Source organism: Hyphomonas sp. BRH_c22, assembly GCF_000961795.1.
Lineage (GTDB): Bacteria > Pseudomonadota > Alphaproteobacteria > Caulobacterales > Hyphomonadaceae > Hyphomonas.
In genome coordinates, this window is record NZ_LADU01000034.1 from 12488 (window position 1) to 34252 (window position 21765).

At 60.1% G+C, this 21765-nt stretch carries 12 protein-coding genes; 8 read left to right on the forward strand and 4 right to left on the reverse strand.

Annotation, left to right across the window (positions count from 1 at the left end; genetic code table 11):
- Nucleotides 1-16: 16 nt before the first annotated feature.
- The 4 genes from VR74_RS05120 to VR74_RS05135 are packed head-to-tail and all read right to left on the reverse strand — an operon-like array spanning nt 17 to nt 13326.
- Complete coding sequence (locus VR74_RS05120) at nt 17-4498, reverse strand: N-6 DNA methylase (protein ID WP_045694954.1); 4482 nt, start codon at nt 4496-4498, stop codon at nt 17-19.
- A 2-nt stretch (nt 4499-4500) separates the two neighbouring features.
- Nucleotides 4501-7266 (reverse strand): DEAD/DEAH box helicase, encoded by a 2766-nt coding sequence (locus tag VR74_RS05125; RefSeq protein ID WP_045694956.1) that lies wholly within the window; start codon nt 7264-7266, stop codon nt 4501-4503.
- Complete coding sequence (locus tag VR74_RS05130) at nt 7263-12449, reverse strand: DEAD/DEAH box helicase (RefSeq protein WP_045694957.1); 5187 nt, start codon at nt 12447-12449, stop codon at nt 7263-7265. Before VR74_RS05130 ends, VR74_RS05125 begins: the two co-directional genes overlap by 4 nt.
- Nucleotides 12450-12459: 10 nt before the next feature.
- Nucleotides 12460-13326, reverse strand: coding sequence for a WYL domain-containing protein (locus VR74_RS05135; protein ID WP_045694969.1), 867 nt, complete (start codon nt 13324-13326; stop codon nt 12460-12462).
- Between the two features lie 230 nt (nt 13327-13556).
- Here VR74_RS05135 and VR74_RS05140 point away from each other — a divergent pair, with 230 nt between their 5' ends.
- The 8 genes from VR74_RS05140 to trbL all read left to right on the forward strand — a co-directional run.
- Nucleotides 13557-15518: a conjugal transfer protein TraG gene (locus tag VR74_RS05140; protein WP_045694970.1), complete on the forward strand. Its 1962-nt coding sequence runs from the start codon at nt 13557-13559 to the stop codon at nt 15516-15518.
- A gap of 2 nt (nt 15519-15520) precedes the next feature.
- On the forward strand, nt 15521-15940 hold the full coding sequence (locus VR74_RS05145) for a ribbon-helix-helix domain-containing protein (RefSeq protein WP_045694959.1): 420 nt from the start codon (nt 15521-15523) through the stop codon (nt 15938-15940).
- A 203-nt stretch (nt 15941-16143) separates the two neighbouring features.
- Nucleotides 16144-17139 (forward strand): P-type conjugative transfer ATPase TrbB, encoded by a 996-nt coding sequence (trbB, locus tag VR74_RS05150; protein WP_045694960.1) that lies wholly within the window; start codon nt 16144-16146, stop codon nt 17137-17139.
- Nucleotides 17136-17471, forward strand: a complete 336-nt coding sequence (locus VR74_RS05155) for a TrbC/VirB2 family protein (protein ID WP_045694962.1) — start codon at nt 17136-17138, stop codon at nt 17469-17471. Before trbB ends, VR74_RS05155 begins: the two co-directional genes overlap by 4 nt.
- Nucleotides 17471-17728 (forward strand): VirB3 family type IV secretion system protein, encoded by a 258-nt coding sequence (locus VR74_RS05160; protein ID WP_045694963.1) that lies wholly within the window; start codon nt 17471-17473, stop codon nt 17726-17728. Before VR74_RS05155 ends, VR74_RS05160 begins: the two co-directional genes overlap by 1 nt.
- The gene (gene trbE, locus VR74_RS05165) at nt 17722-20193 is read left to right on the forward strand and encodes a conjugal transfer protein TrbE (protein ID WP_045694965.1); all 2472 of its coding nucleotides are present in this window, start codon (nt 17722-17724) and stop codon (nt 20191-20193) included. Before VR74_RS05160 ends, trbE begins: the two co-directional genes overlap by 7 nt.
- A 9-nt stretch (nt 20194-20202) precedes the next feature.
- The gene (gene trbJ / locus VR74_RS05170; protein ID WP_034763738.1) at nt 20203-20901 is read left to right on the forward strand and encodes a P-type conjugative transfer protein TrbJ; all 699 of its coding nucleotides are present in this window, start codon (nt 20203-20205) and stop codon (nt 20899-20901) included.
- A 6-nt stretch (nt 20902-20907) separates the two neighbouring features.
- Nucleotides 20908-21765, forward strand: an 858-nt coding sequence (gene trbL / locus VR74_RS05175) for a P-type conjugative transfer protein TrbL (protein ID WP_045694966.1), incomplete at its 3' end; no start/stop codon positions are given.

Here is a 21765-nt window from a genome sequence, read left to right on the forward strand (position 1 = left end):
CGGCTCTGGGAAGAGGTCATCCGGCTGCGGCATTGGCGATCCAGTCCCGCACTTCATCAGGTGCTGAGCTTACTGTGACGTCGATATCGAGTGCGCTGAGAGCTGTGAGAACAAATTCCGCGCGACCGTCTGGCCAACCTGCTGTATCGAAACCTTCAAGCCCCGCTCCAGCCGCCCAGGTCCCTGCCGCGCGATCCTCAATCAGTCTTCCATTGCCGCGATGGTTTGTAAGCGCGGTATTCCAACCCGGTGTGGTCCGCGCAGCAAAGCCAATGACATTTCCGGAATGGGGTTCGGCTTCCGGGCCAACGAGGCGGCGCCATTGCGCTTGCTGATCGGTGGCGAGCAGCGGGGTGAGAAGATGAGGCTCCAGCATCATAACTGCAACCAATCTCACCGTCCTAATGGGCGTCGGCTCGTCAAGCGACTTCAGGATTGCAGCCAGTGCGGCTGTCGGATCATGCTGGGGAGACGGCGCGGCACGCGCCCATGCGCCATCCGGCAAGGTAACGAGTGGCGGGAGTTGGATGGGTTGTTGGGCAGGCGTTGCGACCCCGTCGGCAAGGCCGAGTTCGGCGAAGGTGCCGTTCGCTTCCATCCGGTCCCAGGCTTCGAGGACGAGGCGGCGGGTGCGGTATTCGCCGTGGAGGCGGATTTCCTTTTCCATCAGGACACGGAAGGTTTCGGACGGGTAGTCCTCGCCCATGACGTCTGCGGGATCGAGAATGTAGCGCAGCTCGTCGCGGGTCAGGCCGTAGGCGCGGGCGTAGAAGGCGTCGAGATCGGCGCGTAAGGCCGCGCGGCGGTCCTCATCCCAGCCAAAGGGCGGGCCGTCATGGCCCAGATCGCGGGCGAAGGGGGCGAGGCTGTGAGAGGTGTAGGTGAGTTCCAGCACGCGCGGGGTGATGAAGGCGAGGCGGGGGTCGGTGTAGAAGTTCGGAGGGAATACAGGCAGTTGAAATAAGTATTGGAAAGTCAGATTCGTGCCGCCGAGCTTTCTTCGCTCTGCATAGTCCAATGGCAAAGAAGAAAGGTTCGCGATTAGCCCCGGAACCAGTTCGGTTCTTTCGGCTGACAATGCGAGCGGCAGGGAATCGCCAGCCGCGGAACGTGGAAAGACGGCTGAGATAAGGGTTCGCTCATTCGTGGTGTTCGTAATTTTTCGCCATCCATATAGCCACTCACGTCGCCAGCCCTGACGTTCAAGGCGTGTAGCAACTTCTGAGTGTGGAACCCAATATCGTGGAATTGGATCAGTCTCAGGGTCTGCCTTCTGTTCCTTCGTCAACTCCGTCGCTGCATCGTCGGTCATGCCATAACTCGACCATCGATGATCGTAGATGTGCATCATCTTGGCCTCGTAGAGCGGCACATAACGGTTTCCGATGTCGGCTGGATCAATCCAGTCAGCCCCATCTTTGACAAGGCCAAGATTAGCTAAATCATGAGCGGTTCGAAACCACTCAGAGTCTTCGGCCATATGCCATATTCGAGTATAGAATGCAGCTTCCCATGGGTTTCCATCCGGGCCGCTTGACTCATTCAAAAACACATCTGTTGCGGAGTAGAATTTTGATATCAATTCGGCGTCCGCCCGGGACCTCACAACCGGCGCAGTTTTTGTATTCGGATTCAATTTTCCGATGGTTTCCGCAGAGAGTGAGAAGTTTCTCGCCTCATCAATTATTTGGCTTGGATCGGTCAGGAAAAATGCGAAGACCGCTTCTTTTTCCTTTCGCCCCAAGGTCAGAAGCGTGAACTTGAAGCTTCTGTGGACGCCTGAAAAAATCGGCGCTGAGTTCTCGAAATCTATCAACCGCGCAAGTCGCTGAGCCTCAACCAGATGTGCAAAGAATGGCGCGGTCGTCGCATCCGTGGCGATTCCAGTTGGTACAATCACCCCGGCGCGCTTCCGCGAAAGGTTGGCGAACAGTTCCGCGAATAGCGCGTAGGTATTCACGTCGCCCCGTCCGGTCAGGGCGAAACGCCCTCCATCCTCACCCGGCACGCGAGCGAACTCGCTGCTCGCCTCAGCCTCACGCTTGGCCATGGTGAAGGCATCGAACAGCGTGCGATCGGGGGTGCCCGGCTCGGCCTTCTCCAACGCCTTGATCAGCTTTTCCCGCGCGGCTTTGTTCGCTGCGCTTGCAATCTCGGGCGACAGTGTCGCAAAGAACTCCTGCTCCTGTAGCTTGATCCGCTCCCACGGTGGATTCCCCAGCACGACATCAAAACCGCCGCCCGCCATGACATCCGGAAACTCAAGCGGCCAGTGGAAGGCGCGGGCCTTGCGGGCGGCGTCGATGCTGCTGCCGAAAAGCGGGCCGAACAGTTGCACCCCGCGCAGCCATTCCCAGATCGCGCCGGAGGTCGGCACAGTTTCAGTGCCCCGGCGCGGCAGGCCGTCCGGTCCAGCATGGGGGTCTTCTTTTGTTTTGGGCAGGAGGAAGGCCGAGACATAGAGATCGCAGGCGGTCTCCAGCGTCCAGGCTGTCGCGCCTTCCGCCGTCAGTCCACGCAGCTTTTCGGCCTTTGCCTCGATCTGCCGCACCGTGTCTTCCGGCATGGCGCGCAGGCGCGCAAACTCGCGCATGAAATCCTGCTGGCGATTGAAGCCGAAGCCGGTTGCGATCCGGTCCCGCTCCGCCACCTCGCGCTTGTTCTTCTCGCGGTAGTATTTGGCGACGTCCTTATCATCGCCGGTCAGCGGCTTGTAGGCCGCATCCGGAATACCCTCTTCCAGAACGGCCAGATCAAACACGCCGAGCAGCGCATCGCCGCAGCGGATCTGCGCATCGAAGAAGCCCAGCGGCAGGCCGGGATCGACGGTCTCGATCCAGAGCGCGACCTTGGTCAGCTCCACCGCCATCGGGTTGCGATCCACCCCGTGGATGCAGGACCGCGCGACATCGCGGAGGGCATGACGGAAATCCTCCTGCGCCGGTGTGCCATCCGCACGGATACGGGCGACGCGCGTCGCAATCCGTCTTGCCGCCGCGAGCAGGAAGTGACCCGAGCCGCAGGCAGGGTCGATGACGGACAGACTGAGGAGCGCGGCTTCCGGGTCGTCCGCTTCGGCTTCTGTCTTGTCGAGGACGGGATCGAGGGCGGTATCGAGCAGCGCCTGCACGAGGCTGTCGGGCGTGTAGTAGGAGCCGGTGGTCTTGCGCTGATTGCCCTTCTGCTCGGCCGCATCGGAGGCAAAGACGAGCGACTTGCCGTCATCGCCGAGCTGGGGCTGGAGTTCGAGCAGCGATTCATAGACCGACCCCAGTTCCTCGGTCTCCATGGCGCGCCAGTTGACCGGCGCCATGCCGGTTTTGCCCTGCAGCCATGACAGGCGATAGAGCGCCTCCATGAAGGCGCGGTTACGCAGCTTCGCCGTTTCAAGGCTTGGCAGCATGTTTGGCGCAAAGAGCCCGCCAAGCGCGGGCAGCGCCAGGGCTTCCTGTCCGCCCGCCAGTGAGCGGAAGACGATCTTGACCCCTTCATAGCGGTCATGGTGGCGATCCCAGGTCGCCCCGCGAAAACACTGGGCGCGAAGATGGGCGAGGCTGTAGCCATCGGCGTAGAGCTTGCGGGCCTCGGCGCGGGAAACCTCCGGGTGCAGAAGGTTTCGGTCTTCGGCCACCATCAGGAAGATCAGCCGGTAGACGAGACGCAGCAACTCGTTGAACCACTCGGTGAGGTTTTGCTCGCCTGACTTAAGCTTGGCCGCAAGCGCCGGATTGGCCTCAAGGAAGCCCGAACCCAGAATGTTGAGGGCGAGTTTGACCTGCGCCGCGAGCCGGTCACGCGCAACCTCGCCTTCCTTCGTGCCCGTTTCCCGCCAGCGCTCCAGCGCACAGTCTGTCGCGGGGGCACCTGTATTTCCGAAGCGGCTGCGATGAATGAGCAGCCAGAGCAGACCGAACGACGCAGCGTCTTCGTTGGTGAATATCTGGGCAAGGTCGGCTTCTATGAATGCGGGGCGCGTCAGAGAGGCGTTGTCCCGCATCAGGCGGATGACAGTGCCATTGGTCGCGAGGCCCCAGAGCGCGTCATCCTCGTCGTTGAGATAGTCCTGCAACGCAAAGGCAGGCGAGCGGGAGCGCTCGACCGAGAGCGTCGCGCTGCGCCGGTCGAGCCGGTCTTCATCCGGCGGCACGACGATGACAGGAATGCGATGACCACCAGCAGAGAGCGCGATCAGCCCTCCGCCATCCTCGATATCATCAAACCCAAACGTCTCTTTCAGGAAGGCCTTCATGAAGCGGCGCGTTGCGTCGGCAGACGGATTGCTCAGCTTGCTGAAGGCATCGAAATGCGACTGGCCGACCCGGAAGGCGGTGGAGATTTCCTCGCGAAGCGTCAGACCCTTGCGGACGCTATAGTCTTCCGGGCTCTGTTCAGGCGCGGCGCGTTCATCGATCCGCGCCAGCATGGCGGGCGCAATCAGATTGCCTTCGAGGCTGATCGATGGCCAGGCGGAAAGGTCGGTGACAGGACGACGGGCCATGATTAAACCCCGTCCGGGATGAGAACAAAGAGCCCGATCACATCCGGCGGCAGCACGGCTTCGACGCTAACTCTGGACGCTGACCCTGCAGCGGCGCGCAGACGGGCATGATCTTCCACGAGTTCCTCCGCTCGTTGCCTGATAAAGTCCGCAAGCGGACCTTCAAGCATCGCAGGAAGCTCAGCCTTGGCAGCGTCAGACAGGCGTTTACGCGCAATGTCTGCGAGGTCAGCAGTCGCCGGCGTGCCGAGCCAATCGCGCACCGTGTTGCCGGACGCAACGAGGGTCTGGCCTTGTAGCGCGACAAGCGCAGCTTCCTCCGCAAGAAGAAGCCTTTCCTTCCGCGCATGAATAGTCAGCTTGTACCGGATCCGCAGCAAAGCAATGCGCGTTATGACCGACACCGCTGGCGTCGGCCAGGCGCCGACGCGGCCGATCCCAAGATCGGGCAATGATTCAGGTTCGAGAGAGGCTTCGAGCAGGCTTTCCGCCAGCGAAGATGTCAAGGGATGGGTCCGCGTCAGAAGACTGGTTCCCGAAGGCGCCGGTTCGGCAGTGGCAAGCCTCACTGATCCCTTGAGTCCGCGCTGATCCAGTTTCTCTTTCAGGCTCGGCTGCAATGCGTGGACATGGGCGAGATGGACCGCGCCCTTCTTCTCGAGCGGTACGCCGAATTTCCTCATGGTCAGATCAACAAATACCCTGGCATCATCCGGCGAGCCGAGCAGGTCTTTCACCTTATTCCATTCCGGTGCGACTTCACTCGGCTTCATGGCGTTCTGGGCAAACCGTGCGCGTGATTTCTTTTCATTTTCACTGGCATCGCGCCACCGCGCCTCGATGGCGCGCGTGCCGTCATCGAGGCGCAAATCCAGAGCAAGCTGTTGCTGTCCGCCGCGACGCAGCATCATCGACGCCATTAGGGCGTCTGTGACCGCTCCGCGTTCTTCCGGTAGCGGAACAGTGACGCCGGTTGCTTTCCTGATCTCTTCTGCCTTTCGCAAGATGACGTCCAAAACCGCGCCGTCGATTGCGCTGTCAGGCGAGAACATCATGATTGACCGAACCAGTTCAGCAGGCTGCCCAAAGCGGTCAACGCGACCCTCTCGCTGCTGGTGGCGTGTCGGGTTCCACGAAAGATCGTAGTGAACCACGGTGTCGAAGAGTTGCTGGAGGTTGATGCCCTCAGACAGGCAATCGGTGGCCACAAGAATGCGCTGGGTTTGCTTTTGTGAATCTTCGGACGCCATTTCGGCAACCCGATCACGGCGCTCATCGGGTGTCAGTTCACCGGTGACCGCTTCCACAGTGACCTTGTTGAACGCCTTGCGGAGCCGTTCCTTCACATATTCCGCAGTTGCCAGATAGCGGCAAAACACGACCGGGTTTGCCCCGTCTTTGATAAGAGGTTTCAAGGCACTGACGAGCGCGTCAATTTTCGGGTCTGTCTCGGTTGTGAGCCCTGATGCTTTATCAAGCAGCGCTAGCAGTTCAGGGTCCGACGTGAAGACCGTGCCCGGCTCGAGGTCCACTGCATCTTCGTCATCGCCGTCTTCATCGTATATCTGGGGTTCGAGGCGCTCAGTCTCATTGCTGGCGCGGTTCCTCAGGGCACTGAGCGCCGCGGCCGGTGACGACCCAACGCAGCGCATAAGCGCGAGCGTTCCCCAGAACGCCAACCTTTGATCGCGCCGCTGACTTCCCGCGCGTGACACCACGCCAAGGCAGTAGTCGATAACCGCCTCCTGAAAGTCCAGGTGCGGTCCCGTCAGCCGGTAGGAAAACTCCGTGGTCTCATGTTTTGGAAAGGACCGCGTCTCATCCCAGTCACCTTCAATCAGGTCCACGCGTCGGCGCTGAACAAAATGCCGCGCGAGGCGCTCCCGATAGCGCACATTGTCAAAGTCTGCGCTGGCGAATTCACCATCGATGAGTGATAGGAGCCGCGCGAAAGCCTCTTCATCGCCCGAATGCGGCGTTGCAGTCAGCATGATCAGGCGACGACTGACGTCTTTTGCAAGCCCCTGAAGGAGATCAAAGCGCTGCTGTTTGCCCTTGTGAGTGCCGACGCAGGCGTGAGCCTCATCCACAATAACGAAATCGGGGCAAGCTCTTGCAAACCCATCCCGGCGCTTCTCAGCTTTGATGTAGTCAAGACTGACAACGGTAAAGGGAAATGCGTCAAACAGCGTCTGGGCCAGGGGCAGATTGCGTTCAAGACGGGCTGCTGTTCCCGAGGTCACCGGAACCGCATCAATCCCGAACCGGTCCTTGAGCTCAATGATCCATTGATCCACGAGGTGCGGCGGGCAGAGTACAGAAAACGAGTCTACCTCGCCCCGGTCCATGAACTCTCGGAGGATTAGTCCGGCTTCGATGGTTTTCCCAATCCCCACATCGTCAGCAATGAGAAGTCTCGGAACCTGAAGCCTCAGAGCCATTAGCAAGGGCACAAGTTGATAAGTACGAGGCTCGAAGGCCAGATGAGCCGCCGACCTGAACGGGCCGGCGCCGCGACGCAGTGTAAGTCTCAGCGCGTCGCTGAGCAGGGCCGCCTTCGATTGAACAGTTGGCACCGCATCGGTTGGCAGATCGAAACGAGCAGGCTCCACTGTCGTCAGTTCGAGTTCGGGGTTGAGCAGAACGATGTCGTTTTCGTTCCCAGAAAGCGGACGTAGTGCCAGAACGTCACTATCAGGTGCAGGGAGTGCGACCCACTCCCGTCCTCTTGCCCGGACAAGATCTCCCGGTGATACGTTGAAACTCATGCGTCGCCCCCCAACAGTGTCACCAGCTGAGATGGGAGGCCATCGTCAGGACTAGAGGGCAGAGAGACGATCTCCCAACCCTTTTCCAGGGCCTCGCCTGCCAGCTCATTTGTCACCGCTTGCAGAGTTGCCGCGACACGATGTGTTTTCCAGCCAAACTCGATCGTCGAGTCACCGAGTTCAAGATGCAACGCATCTGGTTCAGGCAGATTGGCTGCGGCAAAGGCATTGAGCCATAAATGCGCCCCCGCATCCGGCTTTATCCTTTGCAGAACAATTGTTTCGCCACGGGCAAGGTCAATCAGAAACTGCTTCACTTCATCGCTCGCCCGATCAATCTGCTCGTGATCGGGCTGGTTGAAATATGAGAGCAGGCACCGATAGCAGCCTCTGACGCAGGCCTCATGGTCTGCGTCAGCGAGCAACGCGGCATCACCTGCGCCAATCGCCTTGTCGATATTTTGAAAGTGCATCAGCTCAAGCGCCGTCTTGGCCACCAGCGCGATTGCCTTTGGGTCATCGATAAGGCGCGTCAGAACGCCCGCGCCGCCTTCGGTCGCTTCATAAGCAAGGATTGCCCGGCGATTGTCCCGTGCGGGCAAGGGCTCGCCCAATACTTCACCTTCCTCCAGCTGGTAGACGACCTCAATGCCCCTGAGCAGGGCATGCTGCAGGGTGGTGATTGTTTCAGGAGTATAGGCTTGCGGATCTGTGATCCGGAGCAAAAGCGCATTCTTGTGGTCCCTGACGATCGGCACAATCCGCACGGGCCTCACAACGTCCGGCGCCGCGTCAGTCTCTGCGTCTTCATCCTCGGATTTGGCCCAATACCCTGTTCTTGGATCAATATAAAAGCCGAAGACGGTTTGATCCCGTCGGCGCTTGAGACCCTTGTTCAAACGACTGATCTCGGCACTGTTGGCATACTGCAGCGCCAACAGACTTTTCTCACCACACCGGAAATCAGCATCGGTGACCTGAATCTGTCCTTCCTTGCGAGGCCAGGAGAAGACCGTCTGAATGTCAAAACCCTGACGCACCCGCTCTTCATCATTTGCCGAAATGCGCTCGGTGGGCATGGCCTCGACATTGTCGATCCGCAGTGTCTTCTTGATCGGCACTTCACCTGCCATGTGCGCGTTGCAGCCATGACAACGTTCCACCTCATTTTCATGGCAAGCGCCACAATCCTGGCAGATAAAGATATCCTTAGTTGCAAGCTCCGAACCGTCACCACTTCGTGCTTCCGGGGGCAGCTTCGCTTTCATGACACGATAGGCGCGGCCCTCATGATAAATCAGACTCCGTGGGCCGAACTCGGAAATCGCCAGGAACCGAGCTCGTGATAAAAACGATCCGGTTTTGTCTTCACCCGGAATAAAAGCGTAAAGTGGCAGTCGTGGAAAATTATATCCCGGCAAAAAGCCCTCAGTTGCCAGATACCGATATGAGTAGAAATCCGAACCATTCGATGCCTTGCCTTGCTCAAGGATGGCGATCTGATCACTCGCCTGAATTTGCGCCGACTTGATCTTCCGTCGATCAGCTCCTGAGAGTCCCGTTATCTCTGATCGAGCATTGGCCTCTGACAGTTGGCTGCGCGCTGACTTATAGAGGTCCCGCCATCGACCAAACGCCTGGTCAAACGACCTCGGCGCTTCCATGGCCACGCTGAGGACGAAGTCATCGGCATCATCCATCCATGTTGGGAGCGCTCCGCCATCAGCCGCCAGAATGGCATGAAATACGCGCTTCATGGGGACCATTGCGGAGGAAACCAGCGATGGTTTGCTAATGGCGCTCAGGATGTCGTCTTTGAGCGGGAATTTCTCCGCTTGCAAATCGAGTATTTCTGGGATGTCCGGAGACAGGGCCAGCTTGGATTCTGCAAGCCAGACAGCATGAAGATGGGAGCGAACGAGTTCTTCATTTGTGATGTCGAGAGCTGGCGGCCTCACAACACCGGCAACCATATCGTTGCGGCGATCAAAGAAATACTGATCGTGTGGCGACCCTGAAGCACAATACGCGACCACCACCGCAGCCTGACCAGAGCGCCCGGCACGTCCAGCGCGTTGCGCATAGTTGGCCGGCGTTGGCGGCACGTTGCGTAGGTAAACGGCGTTCAGTGCTGAGATATCAACACCGAGTTCCATTGTCGGTGAACAAAAGAGCGCCGGAAGGAACTGGTCTGACTCACCTGTCGCCTTTATCTCGGTCCTGTATTCAGAACCCTGCAGATTGCTCTGGTCGTCGCTTTCGAACCGGAAGCGCCATTCGCGCCACTCGCGCTGTTTTTGAGATACCTGTGCGGTGTGCTCCCGGCCTTCCAACCCCCAATATGCGCTCCGCCCCAAGGCGAGATCATTCGCAATGGAGAGATACAGGTTATGGAAATACTCATTTCCCCGCGCAGCCACGTCCCGTAGCGCTGCCCCTGGCACGAGCCTGACAGCCGACGGCGTAAGCCGCCAGCCCATGACATTTGTGTCGATCTCGACGGGGACAACGAGACCTTCATCGGAAAGAAGTTCGAGAAGGCGCCCGAGAAAATCCAGGTAGTCATTTTTGCCCAGTTTTGTTCCGATGACGCTATTCTTGTTGATCAGTCTGGCGATACGAGAATTATGACCCGCGCGGAGTAGCGTTTGTTCTTCGCGTAGGCTGACCACGCCCTTGCCGGGTGCGCGCTGAACCAGCGCAGACCTCCCGCGAGGCTTTTCCTTACTGTCGATGGCCCAGGGCGAACGGAGCAGCGATCTGGATTTCTGCGCCACGCCGTCGAGCACCGCGAGGTCGAGAGACTCTGTGTTGACCGCAAGACCAGCGAGCATTGCGCTCAGCAGTTCCTTGATGAGTTGTTGACGTTGGTCGGCGGAGACTTCTCCCAACTCCGGCAGCACAGCCATCATTCGTTCGCGGTCGTTGGCAATTTCCTCAAGACCAACAAATCGCACATCAATCAGATTGAGAACTGACAGGCTGGGATTCGTGTAACGCCACCCGCGACGGAGATCTGTCCAGACTCGATGGGCAAGCACTTTGGCGAGGGCGCGCTGCGCATCCTCACGAATGACGGCGCCCGCAGATGGATCCAGCATCCAATGAACCCGCGCGCCAGCATTGGATGAGACGAAGCCAAGCGCCTTGACGACTCTGAGGCCGAATTCATCCTCACTCAGGCCGTCATGGCCATCGTCAAGTATTGCCCGCAATATGGCGCCGCGCAAAAGACTGACGAAAAGAAAATCATTGAAATGACCGGACTGAAGCGCCGCGTCCTGGCGGTTATCCGTAAATCCGAGAAGCTTTCGCTTCGTATCCGGAACGCCACTCTCGGCCGAATTCATCCATTCAAGGGTGCTCGACACCAATAGCGTTGTCGCCGAACTCCGGCCTTCGCCCGATAAGCCAGCAAGTTTGCTGCGTTCCCGCATGCCCTGATTAGGTTCATCCTGACAGCAAAGGCAGAACGCGAATTTGCCCGGCACAAAGAAGAACTCCCGGCCGCCTGAACTGTGACGTCCATCGGGTTCAACAAAAAACGAAACAGGTGCACGCGCTCTGCGATAGGACCGCAACCGCTCCATGCCATTGCGTTCCTCAAGCCAGCTCTCGGGAAACGTGCTCAGGTCTCCGTTGAATACAAAATCGGCGTCGCCTTCTGGCACGGGGCAGAGATAACCAGCGACCTCAGAACCGTCTTCGGACTCAAGTGGTGTATCGTCGATTCCTCGCGGCAGAAATCTGGTATGGCCGTCATCGTCAGTCTTCGTAACGACATGATATTCGTGACCGCAGTTTCTGCAGAAGCGTGTTGGATACAGTCGGTTTCCGGGCGCGTTTGGATCCTCCAGCTGCCCTTCGAACAGGACGGTTCGCGGATGTTTTGTCAGCGTCGTGAAGACCTCACCAGCGCCGGAGATGAAGCGGTGAAGTTTGAACGCAAGAAATGCCCGTTCTCCGCTTCCGCCTCTGTCACTCTCCGGGAGGCTGACCTTGGTCAGGAAATCCTGAAGAACCCGTTTGCAAACTTCAGAGCTTGAACCGCTGTCTGCAACGAGCCGATCGACAGCACTTTGGAAAGGAACCGGCTTTTGCCGTTTGAGCTCGAGCCCATCGTCAAGGCCAAGAGCAAGCTCCGTCCAGACCGCTAATGGATGCGTTCTGAGTGTCTGATCGTCCAAAACATTCGGAACGCCGTCGGCAAGAGCGGATGGCAAGGCAGAAATAGCTTCTGCCAAACTGATATTGTCATCCGTAGCTCGCTGAAGAGACTCATCAATGACGGCATCGGGACCGATATCCGCGCCGAACAGACGGGAGGCGACTTTTGCCACGGCAACAGCTCTGCTTTCATCTGATCCCTCGGATGCCATCGTGGCCGAAGTACCGATGCATACAGGCGCCCCGTCGGGCGCGCATCTGTCCCGAAGTCGCCGGACAAGAACGGCCACGTCTGCGCCTTGTCGCCCCCGGTAGGTATGCAGCTCATCCAGAATAATGAATTCCAAGCTGCTCGCATTCTCGACCACCTGCGCGTCCAGCTTATCCTGACGCGTCAGAAGGAGCTCAGCCATCATATAGTTTGTCAGAAGTATATCCGGTGGATTCGCTGCGATCTTCTGGCGCTCTTCCTGACTTTCCTGTCCGGTATATCGCTTGATCACTGGGCGCATCTTGTCCGGAAGGTCCGACTGGCTGATGAATTTATCAATCTCCTTCAACTGGCTATTAGCCAGCGCGTTCATTGGATAAACGATGATCGCCCTGGTTTTTCTTGGTTTTCCTGCGCGTAAGGCCCGGATAATCGCGTCCACCACCGGCACAAAAAAGCACATGGATTTTCCTGATCCCGTGCCGGTCGTAACGACGAAACTCTTACCCGCTTTCGCCTTGGCGATGGCTTCGGCTTGGTGCCGATAAAACGTCATCGGGACGTCACCAAAGCGGAAAACCTTGCCAGTGGCGCTATCCAGATCGCCCGACGCTACAAGTTCATCGATATTCTTGTCCGACCGATAGCGGGGATTCAGTGACAACAATGCCTCAGGCCAAAAACGCCCTTCGTCATACTGGCGATCAATTTCAGATCGCAGGTCATTTGACCGAATGGAGGTGAAGGAACGCGAGAACCGTTCATAGGCCGTGATCAAATGCTGGTCGAATTCAAAAGCTTTCATTGCATTTCACTCACGACAGATTGGTGTTTGCCGAATCAAGGACCCGACTGCGGTTTTGCAAAATTATGTGCTGATCCTGGGGTTTGCGGGCGTCGGGATCAGTGTCCAGTCCCAGGCGGCGGAGTGTGTAGTAAAGCATAGCGCCTCTGACCAAGAGACTGGCGCTGCCATTGGTCATGCCATAGTCGAGCGCGATTGCGGCCCGCTGGGCTTCGGACAGGGCCGGATGCGGGACGACCTCCAACTCGACTTTCCTGTGCCAGTCGAGGTCAGCCTGCGGATCTATTTCTGAAGGTTTGCGCCTTCGTTCCTTGAGCATGCGCGAAAGCACAAAGTCCTTGAACACCTCGTCCTTCAGGCACCAGGCCCGGGCATGCCAGCGGAACCCGTCAAAACCGAGCGCATGTGGCGCGATCCAGCGCCAGACGGGATCCGGGTTTGACATGGACCGATATCGCACCTCGATCGCTTCGCTGTTTTCGATGGCCTTGAGAATTGAACGAAGGATCGGGGCCTCGACCCCGCGGGCTGGTGTTGGCGACGCTTCAAATTCCGGGAGATGGCCCAGCCAGGCATCGGACCGCTCCACGATCCCCTGATCAAGCAAATGAAGCTGTGAAAGATAACGACCCGCATCCGGTTGTAGAAATTTCGGCGAGAAGTGATCGCCGCGCACATAAGTGCGTTCGCTCTTATCGTAGAGCATGTTGCCCGGCGCGAGCTCCAGATAACGGTTGAGATCGGTCGAAGCCTGATTCACCGAGACGCCAAAAACTTCCATCAGATCGCCGCGGTTCACATGCCCCTCCCAGTACAGCCGGAACTCGATAAACTCGAGACGCCGCTCGACGCCCCAGCGAAGCTCCGACTTGTTCATTGCGCCCATGTCCTCCTGCCGACATGATTGATCCAGTAACTTTGCTCACACAGAAACTGGTTGCACGCAGACCGTAGTCGGGTTGTTCGATTCCCGCAATCCGGAAAATGACGTTCCGGAGTTGAAAAGGTCCAATCTCGGATTTGCGAATTCTTGCGCCTTTCCCGTCTGGGCGAGGGCTTCGCTTTGGCTGATGCTTGAGCGCTCCCCTTGTCTGTTCGGACCGCATGATGACCGGCACAAAAGTTCTTATCGGCACCTTCTGTCTGGTCTGCCTGATCATCCTGTTCTCGATGTGGGGCGCGACCCAGTGGACCGCAGAGGCGCTTGGCTTCCAGCCGGGGCTTGGGCGACCCTGGTTCATGCTTGGCGATACGCCGGTCTATCGGCCCTGGCGTTTGTTCCAGTGGTGGTACGCTTACGAAGCCTATGCGCCGGGCGTGTTTGCGCGCGGCGGACTGATTGCCGCTGGTGGCGGGTTTTTGGGGGCGGTGGTCGCCGTGATCGGCTCGCTCTTGCGGGCGCGATCGAAGAAGCATCTGACAACTTATGGGTCGGCGCGCTGGGCCAGTGCGCATGATGTCCGCAAGGCCGGACTTCTGGTCGAGGATGGTGTCTTTCTCGGGCGCTGGAAATCCGCCTATCTGCGCCATGACGGCCCGGAACATGTCATGGCCTTCGCGCCGACCCGCTCCGGCAAGGGCGTGGGGCTCGTTGTGCCAACCCTTCTCGGCTGGACCGGCAGCGCGGTCATTCATGACATCAAGGGCGAGAACTGGGACCTGACCTCAGGCTGGCGGTCACGCTTTTCCCATTGCCTGCGCTTTGAGCCGACGGATACAGGTTCGGTTCGGTTCAATCCGCTCATGGAGGTGAGGCGCGGCGACAATGAAGTGCGCGACGTGCAGAACATCGCCGACATCCTGGTCGATCCCGAGGGCTCGCTGGAACGCCGCAATCACTGGGAGAAGACCGGGCATGCGCTCCTGGTCGGTGTCATCCTGCACGTGCTCTATGCCGAAACAGACAAGACGCTGGCCGGTTGTGCGCGGTTTCTGTCTGACCCGGACCGCAGCTTCGAGGCGACCCTGTCCGCCATGATGAATACCCCACATCTGGGCAGCGCGGTGCACCCGATCGTCGCGCAGGCTGCCCGCGAACTCCTGAACAAGTCCGAGAATGAGCGATCCGGCGTACTTTCCACCGCCATGAGTTTTCTGGGGCTGTACCGCGACCCGGTCATTGCCAGCGCCACCAGCGCCAGTGACTGGCGGATCGCCGATCTGATCGAGGGCAAGCGGCCATGCTCGCTCTATCTGGTCATCCCGCCATCAGACATTTCACGGACAAAACCGCTGGTGCGGCTGATCCTCAATCAGATCGGACGCAGGCTGACCGAGGACCTGCCACGCAAGGGAGAGCGGCGTCGCAAAGTGTTGCTGATGCTGGACGAGTTTCCGGCGCTCGGGCGGCTCGATTTCTTCGAGAGCGCGCTCGCCTTCATGGCGGGCTATGGCATGCGCGCCTATCTGATCGCCCAGTCCCTGAACCAGATCGAAAAGGCCTATGGGCCAAACAATGCCATTCTCGACAATTGCCATGTGCGCATCGCCTTTGCGACCAATGATGAGCGCACAGCGAAACGAATTTCCGACGCCCTCGGAACAACCACCCAGCAACGCGCCCAGCGCAACTATGCCGGCCACCGCCTCGCGCCCTGGCTCTCCCACGTCATGGTCTCGGCCCAGGAAACCCAGCGGCCCCTTCTGACGCCGGGCGAGGTGATGCAGCTGCCCTCTGACGAAGAACTCGTCATGGTCTCCGGCGCGCGGCCCTTGAAGGCGAAGAAACTCCGCTATTTCGAAGACCGGAATTTCACCGCGCGGGTTCTGCCGCCGCCAACCAATCCGTTTCTTCCGGAGAGGCGGGGTCATGACTGGGATGGCGTATTGGCCAGCGTGGAGCCTGTGCCGCCAACTGTCAGCCCGACCGGGTCAGACGAGGGCGGACTGCAACACAGCCAGACGCCGAGCCTCGATCCGCCAGAAAAAGAAACGCCCGCACGCGAGGAGGTGCCTGACCTGCCGAAAGAGGATGGGGAACTTGATGCGGCAGCTGTGAAATCCCTCAAGCCAGCCCAGCGCGCCCTTGGCATGGACCGCGCGGACGGCGACTTCTTTCCGAAATTCTGATCATGAAGCCACGCGTCAATATCCGCCTCTCCCATGAGTTGCATCGCAAGCTGGACGAGATGGTCCTTGCGCCCGGCGCAACAAAATCCGCGATCATGGAAGATGCGCTACGGGCCTATCTCGATCCGCAGCGGACCGCGGCGCGCGATGACATTCTGTTGCAGCGCCTCGACCGGATCGAGGCGCGCCAGAACGCCATGGAGCGAGACCTCGCCCTATGCCTAGAAACCCTCGGCCAGTTCGTCCTTTACTGGCTCACTCGGACAGACCCGATCCCAGAAGCCGAACGTGACGCCGCCCAGCTCCTCGGCCAGCGCCGTTTTGAATTCTTCATCGATCAGGTCGCCAGGCGCGTGGCCTCGGATGAACCGCTATCGAAGCGGGCTTTGTCTGCCTCGGCTGCCGACGACCTTAATGATTGAGTTTTGACGCATACAGCGCATTTTCCAGGGCTATTGAGTGATATCCGACGCATTAGTGCTGCATCTTTTATGCAGCCCTTAGACGGCCCGATCTTGCAAGACCTCTCGATCCGTTCCGACCGTTTGCGACTTTCCCAGCTATCAGAAACTGGCGTTAAATCAGAGGATTGGACCTGTCAGCAACTACAGGAGCCTTTCCCCCGATGTCCGCACCCGCCCGAACGCTTGAGACCGACCAACGACGCGTATCCATGCTGCGGTCTGCCTGCGAAGGCGCGGTGCGGGCAGCGCTGGAAGCTGACGACGTCATCGAAATCCTCGCCAACCCTGACGGCTCGATCTGGATCGAGCGGGCGGGGCGAGGGGTCGAGGTCAGTCCCGAAATCATTTCAGCCACCGCGCGCGAACGGATCATCCGCCTTGTCGCGAGCAGCATAGGCGAGGCCTTTGATCGGTCCGCCCCGATTGTTTCTGCCGAACTCCCAGGTAGCGGCGAGCGGTTTGAGGGGCTTCTCCCACCTGTCTCGACCAGCCCATGCTTTTCGATCCGCAAGCCTGCGACAACGCCGTTTGAACTCGGTGACTATGTCACCCAGGGCGTGCTCGCGCCTGCGCTGGCTACGGCGCTGAAAGACGCGATTGCGAGTCATGCGAACATATTGATCGCGGGCGGCACGTCCTCCGGCAAGACGACCTTCACCAACGCGCTGCTCGCCGAACCCTCCCTGCGTGGTGACCGCATCGTCATCCTCGAAGACACGCGCGAGCTTCGCTGCGCCGCGCCCAATGTGGTGCAGCTTCGCACCCATCGCGGCAGCACCAGCCTGCAGGACCTTGTGCGCTCGACGCTGCGGCTGCGGCCAGACCGGATCATTGTCGGCGAGGTGCGCGGGGCTGAAGCACTCGACCTGCTAAAAGCCTGGAACACCGGCCATCCGGGCGGGATCACGACGCTGCACGCCAACTCGGCACACGGCGCGCTGGCGCGGCTTGAACAGTTGACACTGGAAGCCACACCGCGCGCGCCCTTCGACCTCATCGCTGAAGCGATTGACGTGGTCGTGTTCATGAGCCGCGCAGGCGGCCAGCGCCGCGTTGAAGAGGCGCTACGCGTCACAGGTTTTGACGGCGAGGGGTATCAGACCGCCCCGCTCGTCTCCCGTTCCCTGTCCCTCGTCCAACATGGAGAAACCCAATGACGCTCTATAATCACCTCCAGACGGTGAACCGAACGGTCCAGGTCGCGGCCTGTATCGGTATCGGCCTCATGATCGCCGGTCCGGCCCATGCAGCAGGCTCCGGCATGCCCTGGGAAGGCCCGCTCGATCAGATCCTGACCTCGATTGAGGGTCCGGTCGCGCGCATCGTTGCGGTGATCATCATCACGATTACCGGCCTGACGCTGGCCTTTGGCGAGACCTCCGGCGGCATGCGCAAGCTGATCCAGATCGTATTCGGGCTGTCCATCGCCTTTGCCGCGACAAGCTTCTTCCTGACCTTCTTCAGCTTCGGCGGCGGAGCGCTCATCTGATGTCTGCCGAAGGCTATGAGATCCCGCTCCACCGGTCCCTGACCGAGCCGATCCTGATGGCGGGCGCGCCGCGCACGGCCGCCATCGCCATCGGGACGCTCGCTGCCGCGGTGGGCCTTGGCCTGCAGCTCTGGATACCGGGCCTCGTGCTCTGGGCCGTCGGGCATTCGGCAGCGGTGTTCATGGCCAGAAGCGATCCGGATTTCATGGCCGTCGCGGGCCGCTCGACGCGCCACAAGGAGCATCTGACATGCTGAACCTCAAAGAATACGCAGAAACCCCGGTCCTCCTCGCGGATTACCTGCCCTGGGCCTGTCTCGTCGCGCCGGGCGTGGTGCTCAACAAGGATGGCAGTTTCCAGACGACATTCAAATATCGCGGCCCTGACCTCGAAAGCTCCACCGAGGAAGAACTCGTTTCGATCAATGCCCGTGTGAACAATGTGCTTCGCCGGTTCGGCTCGGGCTGGGCGCTCTTCTTCGAAGCGCAGCGCCATGACGTGCATGACTATCCGGAGGCGGAGTTCCCCGATGCGCTGTCCTGGCTTGTCGATCAGGAACGGGCATTACAAGCCGAAGAATCCGGAACCCGCTTTGAGAGTGCTTACTTCCTGACCCTGCTCTGGCTGCCGCCCGCCGACGCCACAGGCCGTGCCGAAAAGGCCCTGATCCAGCGTGCCGAAACGGAAGACGCCGCGACCTGGCGTCACCGGCTGGAGACCTTCCAGCAGCATGCGTCTCGCGTTTTCGATCTCCTCTCCACCTGCCTCGCCGAGATCGCAAAGCTCACTGACGACGAGACGCTGACCTATCTGCATTCGACGATATCGACCAAGCGCCATCCTGTGGTGACGCCGGAACTGCCCGTCTTCCTCGACGCCATACTTGCCGATGAACCCTTCGCCGGCGGGCTCGAACCCATGATCGGCGAGGCTCACCTTCGCACACTGACCATTCTCGGCTTCCCGGCCTCGACCCTGCCGGGCATTCTTGATGAGCTCAATCGCCAAGGGTTTGCCTATCGCTGGGCGACCCGGTTCATCGCCATGGACAAGGCGCAGGCCGAGAAGGTGCTCGGCAAAAAGCGCCGCCACTGGTTCGCCAAGCGCAAATCCATCGGCGCGGTGCTGCGCGAGACAATGTTCAACGAGCCCGCCGCGCTCGTTGACAATGACGCCGACAACAAGGCCGCCGATGCCGATGCGGCGCTGCAGGAGCTTGGCAGTGATCTTGTTTCCTATGGCTATGTCACCACGACCATCACGGTTGCCGATCCCGACCGGCGGGCGGTTGACGAGCACATCCGCGTGGCCGAGCGCATCGTCAATGGCCGCGGCTTTACAGCGATCCGCGACACCCTCAATGCCGTGGATGCCTGGCTCGGCTCATTGCCCGGTCACCCCTATGCCAATGTCCGCCAGCCGATCCTGCACACGCTGAACCTTGCCCATATGGTGCCGCTCTCGGCGGTCTGGGCGGGCGAGGAGACGAACCGGCACCTGGGCGCCCCCGCGCTCATTCAGGCGCAGACTGATGGCACGACACCGTTCCGCCTGAACCTCCACATTGGCGATGTCGGCCATACGCTGGTCGTCGGTCCGACCGGCGCGGGCAAGTCGGTGCTCCTGTCGCTGCTCGCCCTGCAATGGAAGCGCTATGAGTCAGGCCAAGTCTTCATCTTCGACAAGGGGCGTTCGGCCCGCGCGGCAACGCTTTGCATGGGCGGCGCGCATATTGATCTCGGCAGCAGCAATTCCCCAAGCCTCCAGCCGCTGAAGAATATCGACACCGAACATGGTGCGAGCTTTGCCGCCGACTGGCTCGCAGGCCTCTGCACAAATGAAGGCGTTGCCATGACCCCGGACCTGAAAGCCCGGCTCTGGGATGGGGTCCAGTCTCTCAGCTCAGCGCCTGAAAAAGAACGTACGCTGACAGGCCTCAGCCTGATGCTGCAGGACGACACGCTCAAATCGGCCCTGCACCCGTTCACGCTGGAAGGCCCGCATGGACGGCTTCTCGACGCCGATCATGAAAGCCTCAGTCTCGCAGACACGGTGTGTTTCGAGATGGAAGAGCTGATGCACGCAAAGGGCGCCGTGGCGCCCGTGATCACCTATCTCTTCCACCGGCTGGAAGCTCGGTTCGACGGCAAGCCGACGCTGCTCATCCTCGATGAGGCGTGGCTCTTCCTTGACGATCCAATGTTCGCCGCGCGCATTCGCGAATGGCTCAAGACATTGCGCAAGAAAAACGTGTCGGTCGTGTTTGCGACGCAAAGCCTTGCCGACATTGCAAACAGCACCATCGCGCCCGCCCTCGTCGAATCCTGCCCCACACGCATCTTCCTGCCCAATGAACGCGCACAGGAACCCCAGTCCCGCGAGACCTATCAGCGGTTCGGCCTCAATGCCCGCCAGATCGAACTGATCAGCCGGGCCGCGCCTAAGCGCGATTATTATTACCAGTCGCCGCTGGCCGCGCGCGTCTTCGATCTTGGCCTCGGCCCCATCGCCCTCTCAGTTTGCGGCGCGTCATCGCCGGAAGACCAGGCCCGCATGGATCGCATCTGGGCCGAGACGGAAGGCGACGGCTTTGCCGCCTGCTGGCTCATCGAGAAAGGCCTGCCCTGGGCGGCGGAATTGCTCGCCCGCTGGCCCGGCGATGCGCCGGAACCCGAGGCGAAAACTTCCTTCCATCCCGCCCAATTCCTCGCCGCCGAATAGGAGCCCCCGATGAAACGCATACTTGCCTCCGCTTTGATCTGCGCCGCGCCGCTCTCCATCCTCATCGCGCCGCCCGCTTCGGCCCAATGGACGGTGTATGACCCGGCCAATCACATCCAGAACATCTACCAGGCCATCCGCTCGCTTCAGGAGGTCAACCAGCAGATCCAGCAGCTCACCCATGAAATCGAAATGCTGGAAAACATGGCGCGCGATCTGGAAGCACTGCCGGATTCTATCGCTGACGACATCCTGCGCCGTATGCGCCGCATCGAGGAGCTGATGCGCGAGGCCGAAGGCATCGGCTACCGCGTCGAGGAAATCGAGCGCGAGTATGAAGAGGTGTACCCGGAAGACTATGGCGCCGAGCCGCCGCGTCAGGCCGTGCTCGTCGAAGAGGCCCGCGCCCGCTGGCGGCAATCGCGCACAGCTTACAGGGACAGCCTGACCGTCACGGCGCAGGTCGTCTCCACAGCGCGGGCTGACAGTGACAGCCTCGACCGGCTGATCGCGGACAGCCAGTCCGCCGTCGGCAATCTCCAGGTCGCCCAGGCCGGCAACCAGATCGAAGCCCTGCAGACCGAGCAGCTCATGCAAATGGAAGCCATGATGGCGGCCCATTACCGCGCCGAGGCGCTGGAGCGGGCGCGCCAACTCGCCGAAGCCGAACGTGGTCGCGCACGCACCCGGGCCTTCCTCGGAGAATAGCGCGCCATGGACGTGATCGACACCTTCCTTGCGACCTTCATAGCTTACATTGACAGCGGGTTCGGCCTGCTGGCGGGCGATGTCGCTTACCTGTCGACCACGCTCATCGCCATCGACATCACGCTGGCGGGCCTGTTCTGGGCGCTAAGCCAGAACACGGACGTCATCGCCGGGCTCCTGAAGAAGGTGCTCTATGTCGGCTTCTTCGCCTTCATCATCGGCAACTTCTCTCTCCTCGCCGGTATCGTCTTTGACAGTTTCGCCGAGCTTGGCGTGACCGCTGGCGGCGGGACGATGACTGCCGATGATCTCCTGCGCCCCGGCTTCATCGCCAGTGTCGGCCTCGATGCCGGTCAGCCGCTTCTGGAAGAGATCGGCGACATGCTGGGGCCAATCTCTTTCTTCCATAACTTCATCATGATCGCGGTGATGTTCATCGCCTGGGCCATCATCATGGTCGCCTTCTTCGTGCTCGCCGTGCAGCTCTTCATCACGATCCTGGAGTTCAAGCTGACGACGCTGGCCGGGTTCGTGCTCGTGCCGTTCGCGCTCTGGAACAAGACGACGTTTCTGGCTGAACGCGTGCTCGGCAATGTCATCACCTCCGGCATCAAGCTCATGGTGCTCGCCGTCATCATCGGTATCGGCTCGACGCTCTTCTCGTCTGTCACCGACGCATTCCGCACCGGCGATGATGTCACGCTCGCTCAGGTCATGGGCACGGTGCTGGCCGCGATTGTCTTCTTCTGGATGGGCATCTTTGCGCCCGGCATTGCCTCCGGCCTCATTACCGGCGCGCCGCAGCTTGGCGCAGGCTCCGCTGCAGGCGCGGCGGCCGGTGTCGCTGCCGGGACGTATGTCGCC